Origin of the sequence: Massilia sp. YIM B02443, from assembly GCF_030411955.1 — a bacterium.
GTDB lineage: Bacteria > Pseudomonadota > Gammaproteobacteria > Burkholderiales > Burkholderiaceae_D > Telluria.
This window is the reverse complement of the sequence record NZ_JASNRA010000034.1, coordinates 21018-43517: the sequence shown is the minus strand read 5'-3', so window position 1 is coordinate 43517 and position 22500 is coordinate 21018. Positions and strand designations below refer to the sequence as shown.

At 66.1% G+C, this 22500-nt stretch carries 18 protein-coding genes; 9 read left to right on the top strand and 9 right to left on the bottom strand.

Annotated elements, in window-relative coordinates:
- Positions 1-87: 87 nt before the first annotated feature.
- On the bottom strand, positions 88-1302 hold the full coding sequence (locus QPK27_RS23425) for a metal-dependent hydrolase (protein ID WP_290420583.1): 1215 nt from the start codon (positions 1300-1302) through the stop codon (positions 88-90).
- 251 nt (positions 1303-1553) lie between these two features.
- On the opposite strand from QPK27_RS23425, the gene hemN reads away from it, so the two are divergent.
- Positions 1554-3032, top strand: a complete 1479-nt coding sequence (gene hemN, locus QPK27_RS23420; RefSeq protein ID WP_290420582.1) for an oxygen-independent coproporphyrinogen III oxidase — start codon at positions 1554-1556, stop codon at positions 3030-3032.
- An 81-nt stretch (positions 3033-3113) separates the two neighbouring features.
- Positions 3114-5657 (top strand): cation-translocating P-type ATPase, encoded by a 2544-nt coding sequence (locus tag QPK27_RS23415; protein ID WP_290420581.1) that lies wholly within the window; start codon positions 3114-3116, stop codon positions 5655-5657.
- Positions 5658-5705: 48 nt separating this feature from the next.
- On the opposite strand, the gene QPK27_RS23410 is transcribed toward QPK27_RS23415, so the two are convergent.
- Together QPK27_RS23410 and QPK27_RS23405 are read right to left on the bottom strand one after the other, a co-directional pair.
- Positions 5706-6101, bottom strand: coding sequence for a TraR/DksA family transcriptional regulator (locus QPK27_RS23410; RefSeq protein ID WP_290420580.1), 396 nt, complete (start codon positions 6099-6101; stop codon positions 5706-5708).
- Between the two features lie 114 nt (positions 6102-6215).
- On the bottom strand, positions 6216-7190 hold the full coding sequence (locus QPK27_RS23405; protein WP_290420585.1) for an arsenic resistance protein: 975 nt from the start codon (positions 7188-7190) through the stop codon (positions 6216-6218).
- Positions 7191-7315: 125 nt separating this feature from the next.
- Between QPK27_RS23405 and QPK27_RS23400 the strand changes: the two genes are divergently transcribed.
- The 5 genes from QPK27_RS23400 to QPK27_RS23380 all read left to right on the top strand — a co-directional run bounded on the left by QPK27_RS23400 (position 7316) and on the right by QPK27_RS23380 (position 13818).
- A complete protein-coding gene (locus QPK27_RS23400; RefSeq protein WP_290420579.1) occupies positions 7316-7723 on the top strand; it encodes a hypothetical protein in 408 nt (135 codons plus the stop codon).
- A 150-nt stretch (positions 7724-7873) separates the two neighbouring features.
- A complete protein-coding gene (locus tag QPK27_RS23395) occupies positions 7874-9712 on the top strand; it encodes a DUF885 family protein (protein ID WP_290420578.1) in 1839 nt (612 codons plus the stop codon).
- A gap of 475 nt (positions 9713-10187) precedes the next feature.
- The gene (locus QPK27_RS23390) at positions 10188-12512 is read left to right on the top strand and encodes a catecholate siderophore receptor Fiu (protein ID WP_290420577.1); all 2325 of its coding nucleotides are present in this window, start codon (positions 10188-10190) and stop codon (positions 12510-12512) included.
- Positions 12513-12612: 100 nt separating this feature from the next.
- Positions 12613-12927, top strand: coding sequence for a hypothetical protein (locus QPK27_RS23385; RefSeq protein ID WP_290420576.1), 315 nt, complete (start codon positions 12613-12615; stop codon positions 12925-12927).
- 57 nt (positions 12928-12984) lie between these two features.
- On the top strand, positions 12985-13818 hold the full coding sequence (locus QPK27_RS23380; protein ID WP_290420575.1) for a metallophosphoesterase: 834 nt from the start codon (positions 12985-12987) through the stop codon (positions 13816-13818).
- A gap of 12 nt (positions 13819-13830) precedes the next feature.
- Here the strand turns inward: QPK27_RS23380 and QPK27_RS23375 are convergent, their stop codons facing one another.
- Together QPK27_RS23375 and QPK27_RS23370 are read right to left on the bottom strand one after the other, a co-directional pair.
- Positions 13831-14817, bottom strand: coding sequence for an OmpA family protein (locus tag QPK27_RS23375; protein ID WP_290420574.1), 987 nt, complete (start codon positions 14815-14817; stop codon positions 13831-13833).
- A gap of 66 nt (positions 14818-14883) precedes the next feature.
- Positions 14884-15804, bottom strand: coding sequence for an AraC family transcriptional regulator (locus QPK27_RS23370; RefSeq protein ID WP_290420573.1), 921 nt, complete (start codon positions 15802-15804; stop codon positions 14884-14886).
- Between the two features lie 100 nt (positions 15805-15904).
- Here QPK27_RS23370 and QPK27_RS23365 point away from each other — a divergent pair, with 100 nt between their 5' ends.
- Positions 15905-16648, top strand: coding sequence for an SDR family oxidoreductase (locus tag QPK27_RS23365; protein ID WP_290420572.1), 744 nt, complete (start codon positions 15905-15907; stop codon positions 16646-16648).
- Positions 16649-16671: 23 nt separating this feature from the next.
- On the opposite strand, the gene QPK27_RS23360 is transcribed toward QPK27_RS23365, so the two are convergent.
- Positions 16672-17565, bottom strand: coding sequence for a LysR family transcriptional regulator (locus tag QPK27_RS23360; RefSeq protein ID WP_290420571.1), 894 nt, complete (start codon positions 17563-17565; stop codon positions 16672-16674).
- A 168-nt stretch (positions 17566-17733) separates the two neighbouring features.
- On the opposite strand from QPK27_RS23360, the gene QPK27_RS23355 reads away from it, so the two are divergent.
- Entirely contained in the window at positions 17734-18168 is a 435-nt protein-coding gene (locus QPK27_RS23355) for a PACE efflux transporter (protein WP_290420570.1), read from the top strand.
- 1 nt (position 18169) lies between these two features.
- On the opposite strand, the gene QPK27_RS23350 is transcribed toward QPK27_RS23355, so the two are convergent.
- The 3 genes from QPK27_RS23350 to QPK27_RS23340 form a co-directional block, all read right to left on the bottom strand.
- A complete protein-coding gene (locus tag QPK27_RS23350) occupies positions 18170-19105 on the bottom strand; it encodes a DMT family transporter (protein WP_290420569.1) in 936 nt (311 codons plus the stop codon).
- A 300-nt stretch (positions 19106-19405) separates the two neighbouring features.
- Positions 19406-20713: a hypothetical protein gene (locus QPK27_RS23345; protein ID WP_290420568.1), complete on the bottom strand. Its 1308-nt coding sequence runs from the start codon at positions 20711-20713 to the stop codon at positions 19406-19408.
- A gap of 130 nt (positions 20714-20843) precedes the next feature.
- Positions 20844-22418 carry a hypothetical protein gene (locus QPK27_RS23340; protein WP_290420567.1) on the bottom strand — a complete coding sequence of 525 codons (1575 nt, stop codon included), beginning with the start codon at positions 22416-22418 and terminating at the stop codon, positions 20844-20846.
- Between the last annotated feature and the right edge of the window lie 82 nt (positions 22419-22500).

Genomic DNA, 22500 nt, shown 5'->3' with positions numbered 1-22500 from the left:
TTGTCCCCTATTTGGATGTCCATGAAACCCGGACCATCTCACACTGACCCTGTTGGTACTGTTGGTAGGCTGACCCTGTTGGTATTTTTATTCGTCGAGCAGATCGGCTCGCGGCCGTCCCCACTGCGGCACCGGCGCCGGACACGCCTGAGCCGCCATGTCCGCATATGGCAGCGTCGAAAAATTCGGCGCATCCGCCGGCCCGAAGCGGATGTCGGTGGCCTTGCCGTCGACCAGCGACGGCACCCGCGCGAAGCGCAGCCAGGCGTCGAAGTGGCAGTTCTCGCTGCGCAGCGCGCGCAGTGCGGCCAGGCTATTTCCTTCGCGGTACTTCCACGACAGCGCCTTCGGATCGGTCTCCGGCTCGCCGCCGAAGCGCGCTGGGCAGGCTGCTACGCTGGTCACGCCGGGCGCCAGGCTCAGCACGCCGATGCGCACCGCGTAGCTGCCCGCCGCATCGTCGCGCGTGATCGCGGCGAACGACCAGCACAGCGGATTCGAGGGGAAGGCCGATAGCGGCAGGTCCAGCACCCGGCTGCCTGGCTCGGCCTTGACCAGCGCGGCGCGGATCTGCCCGCGCGCCTGGTGCGCGGCGCCGGCCTGGATCGCGACGAAGCCGACGCATGCCAGTAGTGCGGTGGTCAATCCTGCCGTCGCGCTGCGGCGCATCGCCAGCGCCACCGCACCCGCCAACACCAGCAGGGCGGCGAGCGAACCCCATTGCAGGAAGCCGAGCCAGGCGAACAGCAGCGACGCCGTCACGATCAGGCCGGAGAATAGCCAGCGCAGCGACCGCCGCGGCGCCAGCAGCGCCAGCGCTACGCCGAGCGCGGTCCAGAACACCGGCTCGATAATAAAGATCAGGTCGCCATACAGCCAGCGCGAATCGAAGGGGTGGAACGGGTGCACGCCATACACATTCAGGGAGTCGAACGTCAGGTGCAGCACCATGCCGAGCAGGCCGGCGCCCAGCGTGGCCCAGCGCGCCACCCGGTCTTCGCGCAGCAGGCGCCGCGCGCCCGGCCACAGCAGCCACATCAGGCCGAGCAGCAGCGCCAGCTGGGGCAGCGCGTACAGCAGCGTGTGGGTATGGCCGCGATGATGCAGCAGGTAGCCCAGCGGCGGCGCCAGCAAGGGCGTGAGCACCAGGTCGAGGTCGGGGAAGTTGCTGGCCAGCGCGCCGGTGGTCAACAGCAGCCGGTGCCGGGTGCGTGCATTCTGAGAATTGGAGGCCGGCGGCAGGGCGCGGTCGACGATTTCGCCAAGCGCCAGGCCGACCAGGGAGTGGGTGAGATTGTCCATCCTGCAAGCTTACACCCCCCCCGCAAGCTTTTGATTCAAATCATGGTTTCTTCGGCTATTTCTTGCCAATGAAGCGGGCAAACCGGGACATCGACAGTGCTGTCCAGTTCCGCTCGACAATACCCATGTTGACCAGACTCAGCCATATTTGATGCAAGTCAAAGATTCGCCGGAGGCAGGTCAATAGACTGGCGTCAGTCCGTGTCACTTTGCAGTTTCGCAAAGCGGCCACCTGTCGGAGTCACATCGTCATGCTCGTTGAAGAATTCTCAGCCACCAGCCCCATCCCGTCACCCGCGCCGCACGCCGGCGCAACATCCTCGCCGCTCGCCGGCGCCCCGTTCCACGCCGTCGAATTCGACGCCGGCCTGCTCGGCCGCCTGGGAAAGTCCGGCCCGCGCTACACCTCGTATCCCACCGCCGACCGCTTCACGCCCGAGTTCGGCTACCGCGACTACCTGCACGCAGTGGCCGGCGTGCGCACCCGCGGCAGCAAGCGGCCGCTGTCGCTGTACCTGCACATCCCGTTCTGCGACACGGTGTGCTACTACTGCGCCTGCAACAAGATCGTCACCAGGCGCCGCGACAAGGCCGCCACGTATCTGTCTTACCTGAAGCGCGAGATCGAGATGCAGGGCATGCTGTTCGCCGGCATGAACGAGGTCGAGCAGCTGCACTTCGGCGGCGGCACGCCGACTTATCTGGCGGACGAGCAGATGGGCGACCTGATGGACCACATCCGGCGCAGCTTCCGCTTCGCGCCGGACAGCGTGGGCGAATACTCGATCGAGGTCGACCCGCGCACCGTGTCGGTCGAACGCGTGCACAGCCTGCGCCGCCAGGGCTTCAACCGCATCAGCCTGGGCGTGCAGGATTTCGACGCCGACGTACAGAAGGCGGTCAACCGCGTGCAGCCCGAACACGAGACGCGCGCCGTGATCGACGCCGCGCGCGCCGCGGGCTTCCGCTCGATCAGCATCGATCTGATCTACGGCCTGCCGAAGCAGACCATGGATACCATGGCCGCGACCCTGGACAAGGTGGTCGCCGCCGACCCGGACCGCATCTCGGTGTATCACTACGCCCATATGCCGCACCTGTTCAAGCCGCAGCGCCGCATCCTGGCCGCCGACATGCCCGACAGCGACACCAAGCTGCAGATGCTGCAGCTGTGCATCGAGCGCCTCGGCGCGGCCGGCTACGTCTACATCGGCATGGACCATTTCGCCAAGCCGGACGACGACCTGGCGGTGGCCCAGCGCCAGGGCCGACTGCACCGCAACTTCCAGGGCTACTCGACCCACGCCGACGCCGACCTGGTGGCCTGCGGCGTGTCGAGCATCGGTTCGGTCGGCGCCACCTACAGCCAGAACGTCAAGACGCTCGAGGAGTACTACGACATGATCGACCAGAACGAACTGCCGGTCCAGCGCGGCCTGCGCCTGTCGATGGACGATGCGCTGCGGCGCACCATCATCCAGAAGCTGATGTGCCAGTTCGAGCTGTCGATCCCGGCGATCGAGCAGGCCTTCCCGATCGTCTTCGACAAATACTTCGCCGACGAGCTGACGCAGCTGAAGGCGATGGAAGCCGATGGCCTGATCCGCGTCGATCACGACTGGGTGAGCGTGTCGATGAAAGGCCGGCTCCTGATCCGCAACGTGTGCATGGTGTTCGACCGCTACCTGGCCACCCGCAACGACGCCCCGCGCCACTCGCAGACCATCTGATGGTCGGCTGAACGCGTCTGTCCGGTGCGGGCGGCGGCCCGCGCGCAAGCCTTGCCGTGCCCGAACCGAAAGGAGTAACGCATGAGTGCAGTGCTGGCGGACGCGATCGCCGAGGCGGCGGCAAGACAGGCGCAGGGGCAGGGGCAGGCGGGCTGCTTCCATTGCGGCCGGCCGCTGGCGCCCGACACCTGCTGGCAAGCCACGATCGAAGGCAGCGCGCGCGCGATGTGCTGCGCCGGCTGCGCCGCCGCCGGCCAGGCCATCGCCGATGCCGGCTGCGCCGCCTACTACGCCACCCGCGCCGCCTTCGCCCCGCCCGCCACCTGCGCCGCCGAGCCGGAAGCCGGATCCGCATCCGCATCCGGTCCCGCCACCGGCCCGCGCGGCGAAGCCGAATTTACCGTCGATGGCGTGCGCTGCGCGGCCGGCGTCTGGCTGGTCGAACGCTGCATCGGCCAATTGACCGGCGTGCGCGCGGCGCAGATGGACCTGGCCGGCGGGCGCGTGACGGTGCGCTGGGACCCGGCCGCCTGCAGCGCCGACGCGATCCTGCAGCGCCTGCGCACGATCGGCCTGACCGCCTGGGCGGGCGGTGCGCCGCGCCACGGCGCCGGCCTGGAACGGGCGCGCCGCACCCTGCTGCGCCAGATGAGCGTGGCCGGCCTGTCGACGCTGCAGGTGACGATGGTCGCGCTGCCGGCGTGGCTGGTGGGCGTGGTCGAGGACGACGCACGTGGCGGCGGCGCCGACAGCGGCCCGGCCGAGACGATGGACTGGGCCGGCCTGCTGTTCGCGCTGCCGGCGCTGCTGTATTCCGCGCGGCCGTTCTTCGGCGGCGCCTGGCGTGGCCTGCGGCGCGGCGTGCCGGACGTCGACCTGCCGCTCGCGCTCGGAATCGGCGCTGCCTTCGTCGGCAGCTGCGCGGCGCTGCTGTCGGGCGCCGGCGAAGTGTATTTCGGTTCGGTGGCGTTGTTCATCTTCCTGCTGCTGGGCAGCCGCTACCTGGAGCTGGCGGCGCGGCGCCAGGCCGCCGGCGCGCTCGAACGACTCCAGCGCGGCCTGCCGCAATCGGCGCTGCGTCTGCGCGGCGACCCGCCGGCGCGCGACACCGAACCCGTTCCGGCCGCGGCGCTGCAGGCGGGCGACCTGGTGCTGGTGCAGGCCGGCCAGGCCGCGCCGGCCGACGGCGTCATCCACGAAGGCGACACCGTGGTCGACCTGGCGCTGCTCAGCGGCGAAAGCCGCACCCGCCGGCGCGGCCCCGGCGACACGCTGCCCGGCGGCGCGCTCAACGTCGGCCAGGCAATCGTGCTGCGGGTGATCTCGGGCGCCGGCGACAGCACGCTGGCGCTCCTGGTGCGCCTGGCCGAGCGCGCGGTGCAGGGCAAGCCGGCGCTGGCGCGCCGCGCCGAGCGCGCCGCCGACTGGTTCATGGGCGGCCTGCTGGCGCTGGCGCTGCTGGTGTTCTGCGCCTGGCTGCCGAGCGACGCCGCGCGCGCCTGGCAGGCCGCGCTGGCGGTGCTGGTGGCGGGCTGCCCGTGCGCGCTGTCGCTGGCCACCCCGAGCGCGCTGGCCGCCGCCACCGACCGCCTGCTGCGGCGCGGCGTGCTGGCCGTGCGCCCGCACACGCTGGAGACGTTCGACCGCGCCACCCACGTGGTGTTCGACAAGACCGGCACGCTGACCCATGGCCGCCCGGTGCTGCGCCAGGCGGTGCCGGTGGGCGCGCTCGGGGTCGACGCCTGCGTGCGCATCGCCGCCGCGCTGGAAGCGGACAATCCGCACCCGCTGGCAGCACCGATCCGGGCCGCCGCCGAAGCCGCCGAAGCGGCGGCGGGCGCGCACGAGGCCGGCGAGAAGGGTGACGCAGAGTGTGACAATGATGGAGAAGATGCGGCACCGCTGCTGGCCGAACGGGTGCGCTTCGTGGTCGGGCAGGGCGTCGAGGGTTGGGTCGGCGGACGTTGCTACCGGCTCGGCAGCGCATCCTGGGTCGAGGGCGTGGCCGGCGGCGTGGCGCGTGCGGCGGTGCCGGCCGGGACCACCGCGGTCTGGCTCGGCAACGCCGACGGCTGGCTGGCGCGCTTCGACCTGTGCGACGAGCTGCGTCCAGACTCCGGCGACGTGGTGCGGCGCCTGCGCGCGGCCGGCAAGACGGTGCTGCTGCTCAGCGGCGACGACCACGACACCACGCAGCAGATCGCGGCCCAGCTGGGCATCGCCGGCGCGCTGGGCGGCAAGCTGCCCGAAGAAAAGCTGAACTACGTGCGCCGCCTGCAGCGCCAGGGCGCGGTGGTGGCGATGGTGGGCGACGGCGTCAACGATGCGGCGGTGCTACGCGCGGCCGACGTGTCGTTCGCGCTGGGGCGCGGCGCCGAACTGGCGCAGTTGCATGCTGATGTGGTGTTGCTGAGCGAAGGCCTGCAGCCGCTGGCCGACGCCGCCGACACCGCGCGCCGCACGCTGGCGGTGATCCGCCAGAACCTGGCCTGGGTCACGCTGTACAACGTAATGGCGATTCCGGCGGCGGCGCTGGGCTTGCTGCAGCCGTGGATGGCGGGGATCGGCATGGCGGCCGGGTCGGCGCTGGTGGTGCTCAACGCGCTGCGCCTGCGCGCGGACTGACGCCGGCCGCATCGAGCGCACGTGCCGGCGTCAGGATGGAGCATATGGCTACATCGTCGGGCCGCGGCCGATGCCGCTTTCTTTCTCGATGCGGTCCTGGCATGCGATACAGAAACGCACGGTCGGGGTGGCGAGCAGGCGCTCGTCCGGGATCTCGCAGCCGCACGACTCGCAGATGCCGGCGCCGCCGTTGGCGAGCTTGCCGAGCGCGGCGTCGATTTCGTGCAGGGTGTTGGTATCGTGCTCGGCCAGGTGGGCTTCGTCGTGGCTGATCATCTCGGCGGTGGGGCGGTCGTCGCCCGGCACCGTGTGCGCGCCGGGGGCGATCGACGGCGCGTCGCCTTCATCGGCATCGGTGCGCGCGCGCACCGCGCCCAGCAGGTCTTCACGCGCCTGCTGCAGGCGCTGGCTCATTTGTTCGTGGACGGATTGCGAAAGCGGCATGGCAGGTTCCTTTGTGCTGTGTTCATACTCGATCATGCCGGGCGCGGACGAGCGCCGCCCGCGCTTCCGGCAGCGGAAGCTTCTTGCCAATCAGTCTAGCCGATCGGCGCCGGATCAAGCGCCAGCTTGGCGCGCCGCGCTGCCGAAGCGCGCGATCACGCGCACGTAGACCAGTTCGGCCAGCAGTTCGACCAGGGTCTGGGTGACGATCACCGCCGGCAGCAGCGGCAGCGCGCCGGGCACGGCCAAGGCCAGCGGCAGCACCACCAGCGAATTGCGGGTGGCGCCGCTGAAGGCCACCGCGCGCCCGGCCGGCGCGGCCAGGCGGAACAGGCGCGCCACCAGCCAGCCGGCGAGCGGGGCCAGCAGCGCGAAGGCGGCGTACAGCGGCAGCACGCCGAGCGCCGCGGCACGCGCCTGGCCCAGCTGCGGAACCACGGACGCCACCACTACGAGCAGCACCAGCGCGGTGGCCGGCACCGGCAGCAGGCCGAGCAGGGCGCCGGCGCGCGCCGCGCTCGGGTTGCGCGCGGCCGCGAACTGCACCAGCGCCGCCAGCGCCAGCGGCGCCGCGATCAGCCAGATGAACGCGTCGATGAAGGGGCCGGGCTGGACCAGCGCCGCCGCCGCGTCGCCCAGCAGCAGGCGCAGGTACAGCGGCAGCAGCGCCATCTGCGCCAGCAGCAGCACCGGCGTCGCCGCCAGCAGCAGGCGCGCGTCGGCGCGGCCCAGGTGGGCGAACGTCACCACGTAGTCGATGCAGGGCGCCAGCAGCACCAGCAGCACGCCCAGCTGCACCAGCGGTTGATCCGGCGCCAGCGGCAGCAGGATTGCCACCAGCAGCGGGATGACGACGAAGTTGGTGACCAGCAGGGCGCCGATGAAGTGCCCCTGCGTGAATGCCCGCCCAAGCTCCGCCAGCGGCACCTGCAGGAAGGTCACGAACAGCATCAGGGCCAGCGCCGGGTTGACCAGTGCTTCGAGCGCAACGGTGCCCGGCACGACAAGGGCGGCCAGTGCGGCGACCGCCACGGCCGTGAAATAGATGGCGACCTGGCGCTGTTCGAGCGTGTCCCTGAGCTGCTGCATGCGGTGTCCCGTGGTGGTGGTGGTCGGCATTATACGAATCTGCTCGCCGCCGGGCGGCAAACGGCGCCGGCGCGGTCCGATGTTGTAAGATCGGCGCCGACATCCACCGTCGTCACAGGAGCGCCATGCGTAACACGTTCTACCGCAGTCTTTTCCTTTATTGGCTCGGCATCGCCGTCGGCGGCGTGCTGGCCTTCATGGTGCCGGTGGTCGGCTTCCCGTTCGGGATCGGCATGCTGCTGTATTTCGTGTATGCGATTCCGTACTGGCTATGGTTCGCGCTGTTCTTCCGCCGCCGCGAGCGCAAGTTCACGGCGTTCAACCTGAGCGGGCGCCAGTTCAACCTGGCCGTCGCCGGCGTCGGGCTGGCATTGCTGATGCTGTTCCTGCTGATCGGCTGGAAGGTGCTGGCCTGCTTCTGCGCGGTGCTGGTCTATGTGGGCGGAGAGATGGAGATCAAGGACCGCATCATCGCTGCCGGCGCCGGCAGCGATGCACTGGGGCGGGCGCGCCGGCGCGACCTCGAGGAATAATGTCTGGCGCATGATGGCCGTACGTACGCTGGCATACAACTGTTGCCGTTGTTGAACTGTTCACTTCCGTGCTACCTTGTCTATCAGCAATAAAGCACTTGTAGTGACTCGAGCCGTCCAACACCTACGACATTCCGAAAGAGATCCACGATGCCCGCTTCCCGCCTGCGCGCCGCCGTCGCCGCCCTGTTCCTGCCTGCCGCATTTGCCACCACCATCGCCGCCGCCGTTGTCCCGTCAGCGCACGCCGCCACGCCGGCACCAAGCGCCAAGGCCGCCGTCGCGCCGTACAAGGCGTTCGACCAGTGGGCCGACAAGTTCGCCGAGGACTGGGTGCGCCTGAACCCGCAGCTGGCGACGTCGACCCAGTATTTCAGCGGCGCCGAGCAGGCCAGGCTGGATCGCGAACTGACGCCATTGAGCCCGGCGTACCGCAAGAAGGTGCAGGACATGGCGCGCGCCGGCCTCAAGCGCCTGGACGGCTTCGCCGCCAGCCCGCTGGACGCGACCCAGAAGATCTCGGCCGCCGTGATGCGCTGGTCGCTGCAGAACGTGATCGCTAACGAACCGTTCGAGGACTACAACTGGGTGTTCTCGCAGTTCAGCGGGGTGCAGGTCAGCCTGGTCAACTACATGACCAACACCCACCCGCTACGCAACGCCCAGGACGTCGACAGCTACCTGGCGCGCCTGGACCAGGTGGGCACGCGCATGGACGAAGCGCTGGCGCGCGGCAAGGGCGCCGCCGCCAAGGGCTTGATCCCGCCGCGCTTCATCCTCGAGCGCGCCCAGTTCCAGGTCGACCACTTCCTGAAACCGGCCGCCGCCGAGAACGTGCTGGTGACCTCGCTGACCGAGAAAACGGCCACGATGAAGGACCTGACACCGCAAGCGCGCCAGGCCGCCATCGCGCGCGCCACCCGCATCGTCGAACAGAAGGTGCGCCCGGCCTACACCCGCGTGCAGGCGCACCTGGCGGAGATCCATCCGAAGACCGGCGACGTGGCCGGCATCTCGCGCCTGCCGGGCGGCGACAAGGCCTATGCCCGCGCGCTGGAAAACTTCACCAGCACCAAGCTGACCGCGGAGCAGATCCACAATATCGGCCTGCGCGAAGTGGCGCGCATCGAAGCCGAGATGGACAAGCACCTGCGCGCGCAAGGCCTCTCCGAAGGCGGCATCGAAGAGCGCATGAAGCAGCTCGATGCGCGCTTCCAGCCGAAGGGCGAAGGCGACCCGCGTCCCGCCATCATCGCCAGCTACAACGAGATGGTGCGCGACGCCGAGCGGCGTAGCGCCTCGCTGTTCAACCTGAAGCCGCGCGCGCCGGTGGACGTGCGCCGCGTGCCGCCGCTGACCGAGCCGTCGGCCGCCGCCCACTACACCATGCCGGCGCCGGACGGCAGCCGTCCGGGCATCTTCTGGGTGCCGCTGCGCGGCCCGACCTTCGACATGATCCGCATGCGCAGCCTGGCCTACCACGAGGCGGTGCCGGGCCACCACTTCCAGCTGGCGATCCAGCAGGAACAGACCGGCATTCCGAAATTCCGCAGCCAGCGCATCTTCAGCGGCGGCAGCGCGCACTCGGAAGGCTGGGCGCTGTACACCGAACGGCTGGCGGTGGAGCAGGGCTGGTACGAAGGCGACGTGCCGGGCCTGCTCGGCGCGCTCGGCTCGGAGCTGTTCCGCGCCCGCCGCCTGGTGGCCGACACCGGCATCCACACCAAGGGATGGACGCGCCAGCAGGCGATCGACTACGGCATGGGCGTGCAGGAAACCGAGCGCTACATCGTGTGGCCGGGCCAGGCCAACGCCTACATGATCGGCATGCTGCGCATCCTGGAACTGCGCCAGAAGGCGCAGGCGGAACTGGGCGACAAGTACTCGCTGCCGGCCTTCCACGACCTGGTGCTGGGCGCCGGTTCGGTGCCGCTCGACGTGCTGGGCGAGCTGGTCGATAACTGGATCGCCCAGCAGAAGAAGGCCTGATGGCATAGCGCAGCGACAGCGCTCGCTGCCTGCATTCCTGTCCAGCAGAACGCCATCGCCGCTTGCGCGGCGATGGCGTTTTTTTTGTCCGTCAAAAACAAGACGGCGCGTCCGCTTTCACGGTGACGCGCCGCCGGTCGTACGGAAAGATCCGCGCGACGATCAGAAAATCATCTTCAGCACACCGGTCACGACCAGCAGGCCGATGAGGAAGATGATCGCTACTGCCCACAATAAGATTTTCAGCATGTTGCTCTCCTGAGTGCTTGATGTGCCGACAATAGCAGAGTTGTCAAAAAAACAGCGCACTTGAGAAATACCCGCGCATGGTGGCTGTCATCCGAGGCGCGTCAAATGTGTTGCGTGGAATGCGAATGAGAATGATTCCTGTTTACATGGCTGTACATTCTTCGTAGAATCATTGCCTTCCAAGCAGTGTTTATACATTCGCATTCACCTGAAAGAGGCAGCTCCAATGAAAGCAATAACAAGCCGCAAGCATCCACAACGTCGCAGCCAGGCCGTCGGGACCGCCCTGGCCGCGGTCCTGCTGCCACTGGCCGCGCAGGCCAGCGAGCCGGTGACGCCAGGCGCGGCCGTCGAACCTGCCGTGGTCGAATCCACCGCTGTCGCCGGCCCGCAAACCACGGCCAAGGTCGAAGTGGCCGGCAAGAGCGACAACCCGTTCCGCGCCGAGTATGCCTCGTCGGCCAAGTACACCGAAAAACTGGTCGACACCGCGCAGACGGTGCAGGTGATCAAGAAGGAACTGTTCGAGCAGCAGGGCGCGCTGACCCTGACCGAAGCGCTGCGCAACACCCCCGGCGTGGGCGCCTTCTTCCTGGGCGAGAACGGCAACACCAACACCGGCGACGCCATCTTCATGCGCGGCTTCGACACCTCGCAGAGCATCTTCGTGGACGGCGTGCGCGACATCGGCTCGATCTCGCGCGACGTGTTCAACCTGGAGCAGATCGAAGTGCTGAAAGGCCCGGCCGGCACCGACAACGGACGCAGCGCGCCGACCGGCTCGGTCAACCTGGTCAGCAAGAAGGCCAACCTCAGCGACGCCGCCAGCGCCTCGGTCACCGGCGGCAGCGGCTCGCAAAAGCGCATCACCGGCGACCTGAACCAGGTGCTGAACGAAGAGCGCGGCATCGCGCTGCGCCTGAACGTGCTGGCCCAGGATTCCGACAGCGCCGGGCGCGACGTGGTGCGCAACAAGCGCTGGGCGGTAGCGCCGAGCGTCGGCTTCGGCCTGAATGGCGCGACGCGCGTGCACGTCGATTACCTGCACGTCGACCAGGACAATATTCCCGACGGCGGCGTGTTCGTGATCGGCCTGCCGGGCTACACCAGCCCGGGCCGGGTGCCGACCGGCAGCCCGGATCCGCGCACCTTCCTCAACGACGCGCCGCGCGTCGATCCGAAGAATTTCTACGGCTCGGTCGACGATTACGACGACATCAAGGCCGACATGGGCACCATCCGCGTCGAGCACGACTTCTCGCCGACCATGAAGCTGCAGAACGTCAGCCGCTACGGCAAGACCAGCCAGGACTACCTGTTGACCGCGTTCCTGACCAGCGCCGCCAACCTGTCCACGCCCAACCCGGCCGACCCGAACAGCTGGACCCTGGCGCGCAGCATCCGCACCGGCAAGGACCAGGAAAACAAGGTGCTCACCAATATGACGACCCTGACCAGCCAGTTCGGCACCGGCGCCGTCAGCCACACCCTGGTCGCCGGCCTGGAAATCACCAGCGAGCGCCAGACCACCTGGGGCCTGACCGGTCTCGGCACCATGCCGGCGGCGAACATCTACCATCCGAACCCGAGCGACGCCCCCACCGTGGCGCCGAACGTGCGCCGCACCGGCGCCTACAACGAAGGCGAAGTGGATACCCAGAGCCTGTACCTGTTCGACACCGCCAAGATCGGCGACAAGTGGATCATCAACGGCGGGGTACGCGTGGACCACTTCCGCGGCGACTATGCGGTGGTGGCGCTGACCAACAACGTGCTGACCAACACCCGTTTCAAGGTCGGCGACAACCTGGTCAACGGCAAGCTGTCGGCGCTATACAAGCCGACCGCCAACAGCAGCGTGTACGCCACCGTGGCCAGCTCCAAGCAGCCGCCGGGCGGCAACTTCACCGTGTCGGGCAACCTGAACAGCGCGCAGAATCCGATCTACGATCCGCAGAAGACCACGACCTATGAGATCGGTTCGAAACTCGACCTGCTCAAATCCAAGTTGTCGCTGTCGGCTGCGTTGTACCGCACCAAGGTCGAGAACGAGGTCGAGCAGGATCCGGTGGACAACCAGTGGTATCAGACCGGCGAGAAGCAGGTGCAGGGCGTCGAGCTGGGCGCGACCGGCGAGCTGGCGCCGCACTGGCTGGTCAGCGCCGGCTACACCTATATGGACACCAGCGTCGAGCGCGGCCGCAACGTGACCGCCTCCGGCGAGAACAGCCTGACCTACACGCCGAAGCAGGCCTTTACCGCCTGGACCTCGTACGATCTGCCATGGGGCCTGCGCATCGGCGGCGGCGCGCGGTTCAGCGACAAGCTGGCGCGCGGCACCGACGGCGCGGTCGGCACCCCGGCCTACACCGAGTCGTACTGGGTGTTCGACGCCATGCTCGGCTACAAGGTCAGCAACAACGTCGACCTGCGCCTGAACGTGTACAACATCGGCGACGAGAAGTACGTGGCGGCGATCAACAAGAGCGGCTACCGCTACACGCCGGGCACGCCGCGCTCGGCCAGCCTGACGGCCAACATCCGCTTCTGAGCGGTGTGCGGCCCCGCCCACGGGCGGGGCAGGTCAGCAGTGCGGCGTCTCGCCGGCGGGTCTGCTAAGGTGATCCGTATTGACGACATGGAGGCACCACATGGAACGCTTTCTCATCGTGTACCGAGGCGCGCCGGCCGGCGAGGGCGAAGGCGCCGTGCATCATCCCGAGGGATGGTCGGCCTGGTTCGACCGTCTCGGCGCGGCGCTGATCGACCGCGGCAGCCTGACCCAGGCCAGCGTCGAAGTGCCGAGCCGGCTGATCGGCCCCAAGCTGTCCGGCAGCTCGCTCAGCGGGTATTCGATCGTCGAGGCGGCGGACTTCGACGAGATCGTGCGGCTGGCGCAGGAGTGTCCGATCTTCGACGAGCGCGGTTCGGTCGAGATCGCGCGCCTGGTCGACCGGCCGGCCTGAAGGTGGCCGGCACGCCGGGCGACCGGCCGCGCCAGCTTGCTTTATACTGCGCCGACCATGCGCATACAGTTATTCTCGGACCTCCACCTCGAACGCTATCCCCACTTCCGCCCGCAGATCCTGCCCGGCATCGACGTGGTCGTGCTGGCCGGCGACATCGGTTCCTACCAGGAGGGCTCGCGCCTGGAAGACCAGGATTTCGGCCTCGAACGCTTCTCGACGCAGAATCCCGACCTGGCCGGCAAGCAGGTGCTGTTCATTCCCGGTAACCATGAGTTCGACGGCCTCGACTACGACGAGACCTACGCCCGCCTGCGCGCCACCTGCGAACGGCTCGGCATCACCTGGCTCGATCGCGAAGTGATCACCATCGGCCATGTGCGCTTCATCGGCACCACGCTGTGGAGCGACTTCGAAGCGCTGGCGCTGCGCGAGACCGATCTCACCAAGCAGCTACAGCAGCGCAACAAGGCGTTCCGCGCCGCCAACTACTACCTGGCCAAGAACACCACGCTCAAAGGTGGCGAACCGGTGCTGGCCGAAGGCTGGCGCGCGCTGGCGCTCGATTGTCAGGTGTGGCTGCGTTCGGCGCTCGACACGCCGTTCGACGGCAAGACCGTGGTCGTGACGCACTTCGCCCCGAGTCTGCTGAGCGCCGATCCACGCTATGGCGTCACGCCCGGCACGGCGGGGTTCTGCAATTCGATCGACGAATTGTTCAAGCAGGCCGACGTCTGGATGCACGGGCACCTGCACTGCATGAACGATTACGTGGTCGAGGGGCGCGACGGCGCACAGTCATGGTCGTGCCGCGTGGTCGCCAATCCGCTCGGCTACCTGAGCAAGGGAGAGCAGGAGGGGTATCGGCCCGAGCTTCTGATCGAGCTTTAGGCCATCCGCCGATTACTGCTTGACCAACTCGACGCGCCGGTTTTTCTCGCGGCCCGGTTCAGCGTCATTCGACATAACCGGCGCATACGGCCCTACACCTTTCGCACTCAAGCGCCTGGCATCGATCTTGTACTCCGTCGTCAGTACTTTGGCGACCGATTCCGCCCGCTTCTGCGACAAGTCCATATTGCGCGCCGCCGCGCCCTGGTTGTCGGTATGGCCGACGATATGCACCTTCAGGTTCTTATCCTGCTGCAGCAGCTTGCCCATTTCCGCCAGCGCCGCTTTGGAGTCCGGCTTGACCTCGGCCTTGTCGGTATCGAAGTAGACGCCATACACGGCGACCTTGCCTTCGGCGGCGATGCGGCGCGCCATATCGCCTGCGTTCAGCGTCGCTGCTACCTTGCCGGTATCCATCGGCTTGCCTTCGACGATTTGCAGCGAAATGCCGCCCATGTAATCGCGCAGCGGCGCGGCGACCAGCACGGCCACGTGCACCGGGCTGCCGTCGGGCCGGGCGCCCTGGGCCACCAGATAGCGTGGCTCGCCCAGGCCCGCATTGAACGAGTTATGGATGCCGGTGCCACCCTCGAGGAAACCATCACGCATCAGGTAGCTGGAGTTGTAATACGACTCGAGTGCGCCGCAGGCTTCTTTTTTCTCGCAGGAGTAAATCACCTTCAGGCCGGCCTGCGCGATCGCAGCCTGGTAGTTGCGGAATACTTCGAGTCCGGACCGGTCTTTCGGGAATACATAGGCAATGCGCGTATAGCTTCCTTCAGGTTTCAGCAGATTGTCGACCCGAATAGTGTTGTCCCTGAAGTAGGGGCGGCTGGCCGGCAGTTCGGCCTGGTCGTAGCGCACGGCGTTGTAACCGACCATCTTCGCTCCCTCGAAGCGCGACAGCAGAGGATGGTCTTTTCCTCCTTTTACTTCGCGCACATTCAGCTGGGCGAAAGCGGATTGCGAAACGGCGACGCAGCACAACAGGACGAACAACGGACGGACGCGCATGGATAATCCCCGTGAAATGGATGAGTGACCGATTATAGGCTGAAGGAAGTGTCAGCCGGTTTCAAGCGTTTCCGGGTAAGCACCACGCATATATCGCCCCGGCGCCATGCCGATATGGCGCGCAAAGGCGACGCTGAAGGTGCTTGCCGAGCTGTAGCCAACGAGCTCGGCCACCGCGGCGACGCTCTCGGTTCCCCGGCGCAGCAGGTCTTTGGCCAGCGCCATGCGCCACGCCAGCAGGTATTCCATCGGCGCCATGCCGACGGCGCGCTGGAAGCGTTCGAAGAAGGACGAGCGCGACAGCGCCGCCTCGCGCGCCAGCTCCACCACCGTCCAGGGATGCGCCGGCGCCTCGTGCAACCGGCGCAGGGCCCCGGCCAGGCGCGCATCGGAAAGGCCACGCAGCAGGCCGGGCGAGGCTGCGGGGCCGGCCGTCGAGCGCAGCGCCTCGATCAGCAGCACTTCGAGCAGGCGCGTCATCACGACGTCGCGCGCGGGGCGCTGTTGGCGCGATTCGTCGCGCACCAGTTCGACCAGCGACGCCAGGCGTGGCGCGCCGCGCACGTGCACCAGGCGCGGCAGCAGCGAGACCAGCAGCGCCGCGTCGGGCGAACCGAACACGCAGTGGCCGATGATGAAGCGCACGTCCGCCGGGCCGTCTTGCGCGCCATGGCGAAATTCGCCGGGACCGATTTCGGCCGGCAGCTTGCCGAACGCCGCCGCGTCCGGGGCTTCGCTGCTGGTCATCTCGAAACCGTGCGTCGCCGGCACCAGCACGAAGTCGCCCGCCTGCAGCGCGATGGCCCCGGCGTCGTCGAGCGCCATCCGGCAGCCGCCTTCGAGGATGACGCAGTACCACGGCGAGCCACCCTCGCTACGCCGCACGCCCCAGCGGCCGGCGCCGGAGACGACTTTTGTAAACCGCACGCTGGGCTGGAGGAGGCCAACCACCTCGGCCATTGGATCGGTCATCGCTGGACGCTCGCGAAAGTTTTATGGATTGCCGATTGTAGGGCGTCCGGGCGCCGTCGCCTATCGTAGCGGTACTGCAACCAACCACAGGAGTCCCGTCATGAAAACCGTCCTCATCACCGGATGCTCGTCCGGCTTCGGCCTTGAAATCGCGCGCCACTTCCTGGCGCAAGGCTGGAGCGTAATCGCCACCATGCGTACGCCCGATGCCACCCTCTTGCCGCCATCCGAGCGCCTGCGCGTGCTGGCGCTGGACGTCACCGACGCCTCCAGCATCCGCGCGCTGCTGGAGGCGGCCGGCCCGATCGACGCGCTGGTCAACAATGCCGGCATCGGCCTGCTGTATCCGCTGGAAGGCGTGTCGATGGACGTCGTGCGCGACGTGTTCGAGACCAACACGCTTGGCCCCATCGCGCTGACCCGGGCCGTGCTGCCGGCGTTTCGTGCGCAGCGTGCCGGCGTGATCGTCAACGTCACGTCGGCCGTCACGCTGGCGCCGCTGCCCTTGCTGTCGGTGTACACGGCCAGCAAGGTCGCGCTCAACGCATTCACCGAGTCGGTGGCGCTGGAGCTGGAACCGATCGGCATCCGCGCGCGCCTGGTGCTGCCGGGGCGCTCGCCCACGACGCGCTTCGGCGCCAATGCGCGCGGCCGCATGCAGGCCGAGACGCCGGCGGAATATGCGCCGCTGCTCGACGCCGTGTTCTCCGACAGGGGCGGCGACGCTCCGGTGACCGAGGCGCGCGACGTGGCCGAAGCGGTGTGGCGCGCGGTGACCGATCGGGCGGCGCCGATGCGCATTCCGGCCGGGGCGGATGCGGTGGCGATGGCGCAGGCGGTGTGATGTCGCCGGCGACGGCGGCAGCCCTACGCAGCCGTCTGCCGGTATTCCTGGAACACTTGCTCCATGAAGTCCACCACCGCGCGGATCCGCGCGCTCGAACGCAGGCTGCCGGGCATCGACAGCCAGATGTCCTGGTCCAGCTCCGGGATATGCGGGATCGCGGCGACCAGGTGCTGCTGGTCGGCCGCCAGGAAGGTCGCCAGCACGCCCAGGCCGGCGCCGTGGGCGACGCCGTCCAGGATGCCGAGCCCGTAACTGCAGCGCATCCATGGCGCCGGCGCGCCGGGCAGGGCGCGCAGCCAGCGGTCGGACTGGAACTCGGCGCGCGGCTCGTCGAAACCGACGAACGGCAAGCTGGCCCAGTCGCGGGCGGCCAGTGCCGCCGCATGGCGCGTGGCGACGTCCTGGCTGCAGAACAGGCCAAAGGACAGGGTGCCGAGCTGGCGCGTGACCAGGTCGAGCTGTTCGGGACGGTAGGGGCGGATGGCGATATCGGCTTCGCGCCGCGCCAGGTTGTAGGGGCGGTGCGAGGTGACGATCTCGACCTCGACGTTCGGATACACCTCATGGAAGCGCGCGAAGCGGGTGGTCAGGAAGTAGGACAGCCATTCGTCGGTATTGATCCGGACCAGGCCGGAAGCGGCGTGCGCGTCGCGGCGGTCGCGCGCGTGTTCGATCTGCAGCGCGATCTCGTCCATCTGGCCGGCCCATGCAATCACGTCGGCGCCGAACGGCGTCGGCACGCACCCGCCCTGGAAGCGTTCGACCACCCGCTGGCCGAGCGCCGCCTCGAGCTCGTCGAGCCGGCGCGACAGTGTGGCGGCGCTTTGGCCCGCCTTCCGAGCCGCGCCGCGCAGCGTTCCTTCCTGCGCGATCAACAGCAGCAACCGCAGGTCATCCCAATTCGTGTGTTTCATATCTGGAGCATGATGCCTCGATTTTGACGCTATGCCTACATATATCGCGTATGCGATCATGCTGCCTGGATATTTGCAGCGCTACCGACCCAGTGTGCTCGCAATCTTTGCAACCACCGACCGGCGCCGGCATTGTGCCAGCGACCGATCGCAGAAAGATCAATCGACATGCGCACCTTCCGCGACCGCGTTCGCCACGCGCTCCTGTTCGAAGCCGTGGCCCTGGCCATCTTCATCCCCGGCTCCGCCGCGCTCTTCGACCAGCCGCTCGACCACATGGGCGTGATCGGCATCGCCTCGGCCACCATCGCCACGCTGTGGAACTTCGTCTTCAACGTCGGCTTCGACCGCGCCATGCTGCGCCTGCGCGGCAGCATCGAGAAGACGATGCCGATCCGCGTCGCGCACACGTTGCTGTTCGAGGCCGGGCTGGTGGTGATGCTGATCCCCTTGATCGCCTGGACCCTCGGCATCGGCCTGTGGGCGGCGCTGCTGATGGATGTCGCGATCGTGATCTTCTACCTGGTCTACGGCTTCCTGTTCAACATCGTCTACGACCGGATGTTCCCGGTCGCAGCCGTGGCGACGCCGCGCAGCGCTTAGTTCACCTGCGTGTGCGGTGCGCCTGCGCGCACGACACCACCCCCGCCACCAGCAGCGCCAGCGCCGCCGCCTCGAACGCGGTCGGCCAGCGCGCTTCCCACATCAAGCCGTAGGTCGCCGCGAAGATGGTCTCGAACACGATCATCTGGCCCATCAGGCTTAATGGCAGCAGGCGGCTCGCATGGTTCCACAGCGCGTTGCCGACCACCGAGCAGAGCAGGGCGACGCCGCTCACCACTGCGCCGAACCAGATCCACTCGGGCACGGCGTGTTGCCCCGGCGCCAGCACGAAGGCGGGAATCGCCAGCAGCAGCGCCTGCACCCCCGTGATCACGCCCACCAGCAAATTCCACTCGTGGGCCGAGACGCCGTCGAGCCGCGCCAGCCAGCGGCTGTTGTACACCGCGAAAAAGGTCCACGACACCAGCGCACCGACCGCGCACAGCAGGCCGAGGGGAGAGCCGCCCGCGGTCGAGACCGATTCCCAGCCGATGCAGGCCAGCCCGGCGCCGCTGAATAGCAGCGACGGCAGCAGGCGCCGCAGCGGCACCGCGCCGTGGTCGCGGCTGCCCACCAGGGTGACCGCGATCGGCAGCAGACCGATCACGATCGAGGCCATGGCCACGCCGCCGCGCTGCACGGCATTGGCCAGGAACATGTAGTAGACGATGTTGCCGCTGACGCTAAGGGCCAGCAGTGCGCGCCAGGCGCGCCAGTCGAGGCTGCGCCATAGCCGGCGCCAAGCGGGCATGATCAGCACGGCGGCAATCAAGCCGTACGCCAGGTAGCGCCCGGCCGACAGTTGGGTCGGCGAGAAGCCGGGCACCAGTTCGGGCGCGAGGAAGACCAGGCCCCACAGGGCGCCGGCGGCAACGCCGGCGCCGATGCCGAGCCATGCAGCCGGGATGGCGGTGGTGGAAAAGGTGCGGGTGAGCATTGTGTGAATCTCCTGGTGACAGCGAGATTCTCACCGCAACGTGCGGGCGTGGTCTTGTCGCGGACTACTGCGTTTTTGACGCGATCTCGCGCGATGACAAGTGCGCCGACACGCGCATGGTCTCATTCGGTCTGGGAATACGGCCGTTGTCATGGCCCCTGGACTGAGTCTTTGGACCTCCGCTATAGACCCATACCAGACATTGCGCAAACCTGCTTTGCAGGGTTGCCGGATGGCGAGCGCGGTAACGTGGCCGCGCGATAGCTTGTACAGCGCCTCGCCGATCACCCATATGTCGCGTCAATGGATCAGGGCTGAGCTCGCGACGACCGTCCAAAGGAACAGCGCGCCAATCGCGACAACACTCAGGATGTGCGCAATCCGCGACGCATGCAGCGCCTTGTGTTGCTTTTCGACGTCCGCGGCAATTGTTGCTTCACGCGCTGCGATTGATGCGAGCTTGATGTCGAGTTCCGAAAGCAGCGTTTCCAATATATTGATTTTACCGAGCGTGTTTGCATCGCTTGCGATCAGGCGCTCGTCTACGCGCTTGCCGAGCGCCAAGTATGCATCATTGAACCGAGCTTCTTGTCTGGACGAGGTCGCTGACCATGTCTGCAGGGCCGACTGCAGTCGCCTGTCGAATGTGCTTGCCAGATCCTCATGTGCGGCCAACATGCGCTGTTCGGACGCAGCCAGCTGTTCAGCCGCGCTTGCGTCGCTGGTTACCAATCGGTCCTCGATCGCGCCCGACAGGTGTACGTGCGACGCCAACATGCGCTGCTCGGACGCAGCCAGCTGTTCAGCCGCGCTGGCTTCGCTGGTTGCCAATCGCTCCTCGATCGCCTCCGACAGGTGGGCGTGCAACGCCAACATGCGCTGCTCAGACGCGGCAAGTCGTTCGACGGCGCTGGCTGCGCTTGTTGCCAGGCGCTCATCTACACGTCGATCACGCGTAACCTGCGCATCTGTGAGATCAACGAACTTATCGGCCAAGACCTTCGACCAATCGCATTTGATGACATGCAGTCGTTCGTCGACGGTGGCTGCAATCTGCTCATACGACGCCAGCATACGCTGTTCGGACAGGGCAACCTTCTCGATACATCTCATGAGTTCGCCAGCTTGCGCATGCGTCAGCTCGGTGGCTTTCGCGAGTGCCGCAACTGCCTTGTTGAACTCGCGCTGGTTGCGCTCCAGGCCATCTTGCTGGGCTTTGATCTGGACGTTTTGTCGCTCGATGCCGCGCGCCTGATCCGTGAGCGCCAGCTGCTGATCTTGCAGCACGCCCTGCTGCCCGTGCATGATCTTCGCCATCGCTGTGTTAAGGATCAGCAGCTTCGACGACAGCGAAGACAGCCAGCGAACATTCTTGTCCAATGCGACCTGAGCGTCCTCGATTTTGTCGTCCTGGTCGTTCCACATATTTGATAGGAAATTGCTCTCCTTTTTCTGCTGGCGCAGTGCATTCAGCTTAGCCGCGGCAGAATCCAGAGTCGTTTTTGCCAAGTTCATTTCGGCGACCAACTGAGACACATTGCTATTCTTTAGAATGCTTTCAGGGACTGCGACGCGAGAAAAGGCTTCGACAATTTGCAGGTCGCTCACTTCCGTTTCTTTCAGAGAGACGTCTGATCCCGCCACTTTGTTGGGAAATGGCGAGACAGGTATGGATGAACTGGACATTTTTCTGGGTGAGTTTCGACGTGTTCGGAAAGTCGGCAAGATCTATATACGATTACATCGTTTTCAAGAATCGCTCGATGTCGCGTTGGGATACTTCGATATAGGTCAGCATGGCCGAGGTGCTTTCAACCAGCGACGCGGTGTCTGCATTGGTTGCTTGTAAGCTCAACAGGGTGACGTTGGCATCGTTGCTTGCTGCCCCGAACGACGACCCAATGTCTTTGTATAGTTCGATCGAAGTCGCGTAGCTTCTGATGTTCGCCAGCGACATGCCGATCTGCTCTTCCATGGCGCAAGCAAAGCTCCCCGTCTGCTGAGCGTCTTCGATCAGTTCGTCGAGACGACGCTCATCTCCTGCATCAGAAAATTTATCGAATAGACGGTCGATCTGATAAGCCATCAAAGCTGACAGCAGTCCAACCATGATGGCGACCAAGACTGGCGCAACCATATCGGCAAGAGGTTTGAGCGGCGCTATGGCGGCCATGAACGTGATTGCGCTCTGTTCGATCATGACGCCCAATGATGTGATGACAATGGTGGTCAAGATCTTCAGCCCTTCCCGGGTCGCATCGCTCCGACTCATGTGCTTCGGAGGAAAGGCGATGAGCTTGAACGCTTTGAAAAGCCCTGACAGGCCGTCGCGTATGACGCGCACGAGCTTTTCACCCGTCGTAACGAATGAGTTGATTACGAATGTTAGCAAGTTACTCATGAACCCGCTAACGCCTCCTTCAAACAGGGCGTTGAATGCGTCGGGTAACTTCTTCGCGACAGAGCGCGCTACCCGTCCAAGACGCTCGCCGATCTCGCCCAGAAGGTCCTTGGTGAGCGAGAAGCCCTCTTTGATCATGGCTTTGAATTCATTGAACAATCCGTTGACCAGCTCGGTCAAGAGAATGCCCACTGATTGCTTCAATCCCATCGTCAACGCCTGCTTGCCGCCGGTTGCAAGGAGCTCGCCACCCTGTTTTTTCATCAAAGATGAGTTTGTCTCACCATCGAATTTTTCTTTTGATTCGGCGTGCTTTTTGGCGACAGCATTGGGATCAATCGCAAAGCGCTCGGCGTTGGTCTTTTCTAAGTCGGTCGTTGACGCCTTCGCGCTCCACTCATTGACATCGTGGTCTTTCTTGGAACGGTTAATCGAGATATCGGTGATTGCCAAGTTCGCGTCGTCATTGACCAATACCTTGATCTTCTCGACGGAGACCTTTCCGTCTTTAACCTCTCCAAGGGCCAGCCTCATTTTCGGGTCGGTAGCAACGGCCTTGATGGGCGTGAAATGATCCAACTCTGGCTTGGACGACAGCGCTTCATTGGTGTATTCATCTATGCCTCGTGCGATACGCTCATCGCGCTTTGCATCCCACTGTGTTTGCGACAGTTCAAATTGGCTTCTGTCATACGCCTCCGACAAGGACTCATACAGCGCCTTGTCGTTTTCATTGGCGACTACGCCCTTCTCGAAATTGTGAACAGTGGTGACGTTGCCGCCAGCCTGGTCGGCGAACATTGCCGGAGAGAGCCCAAATGGCCCAATGAGTTGGGAGAAAACATGCTGTTGGCACTCCTCGAACAATGCGTCGAGTCGCTGCTGCTTGAGTTGCATGTTGGATTGAGCCATGTTGCTCCTTGCGCGGTCGAAATGAATGCCCAGGCTGCGGCCATGTCGCCGAGCGGAAGAAGTGATTCTACCTTAGCAAGTT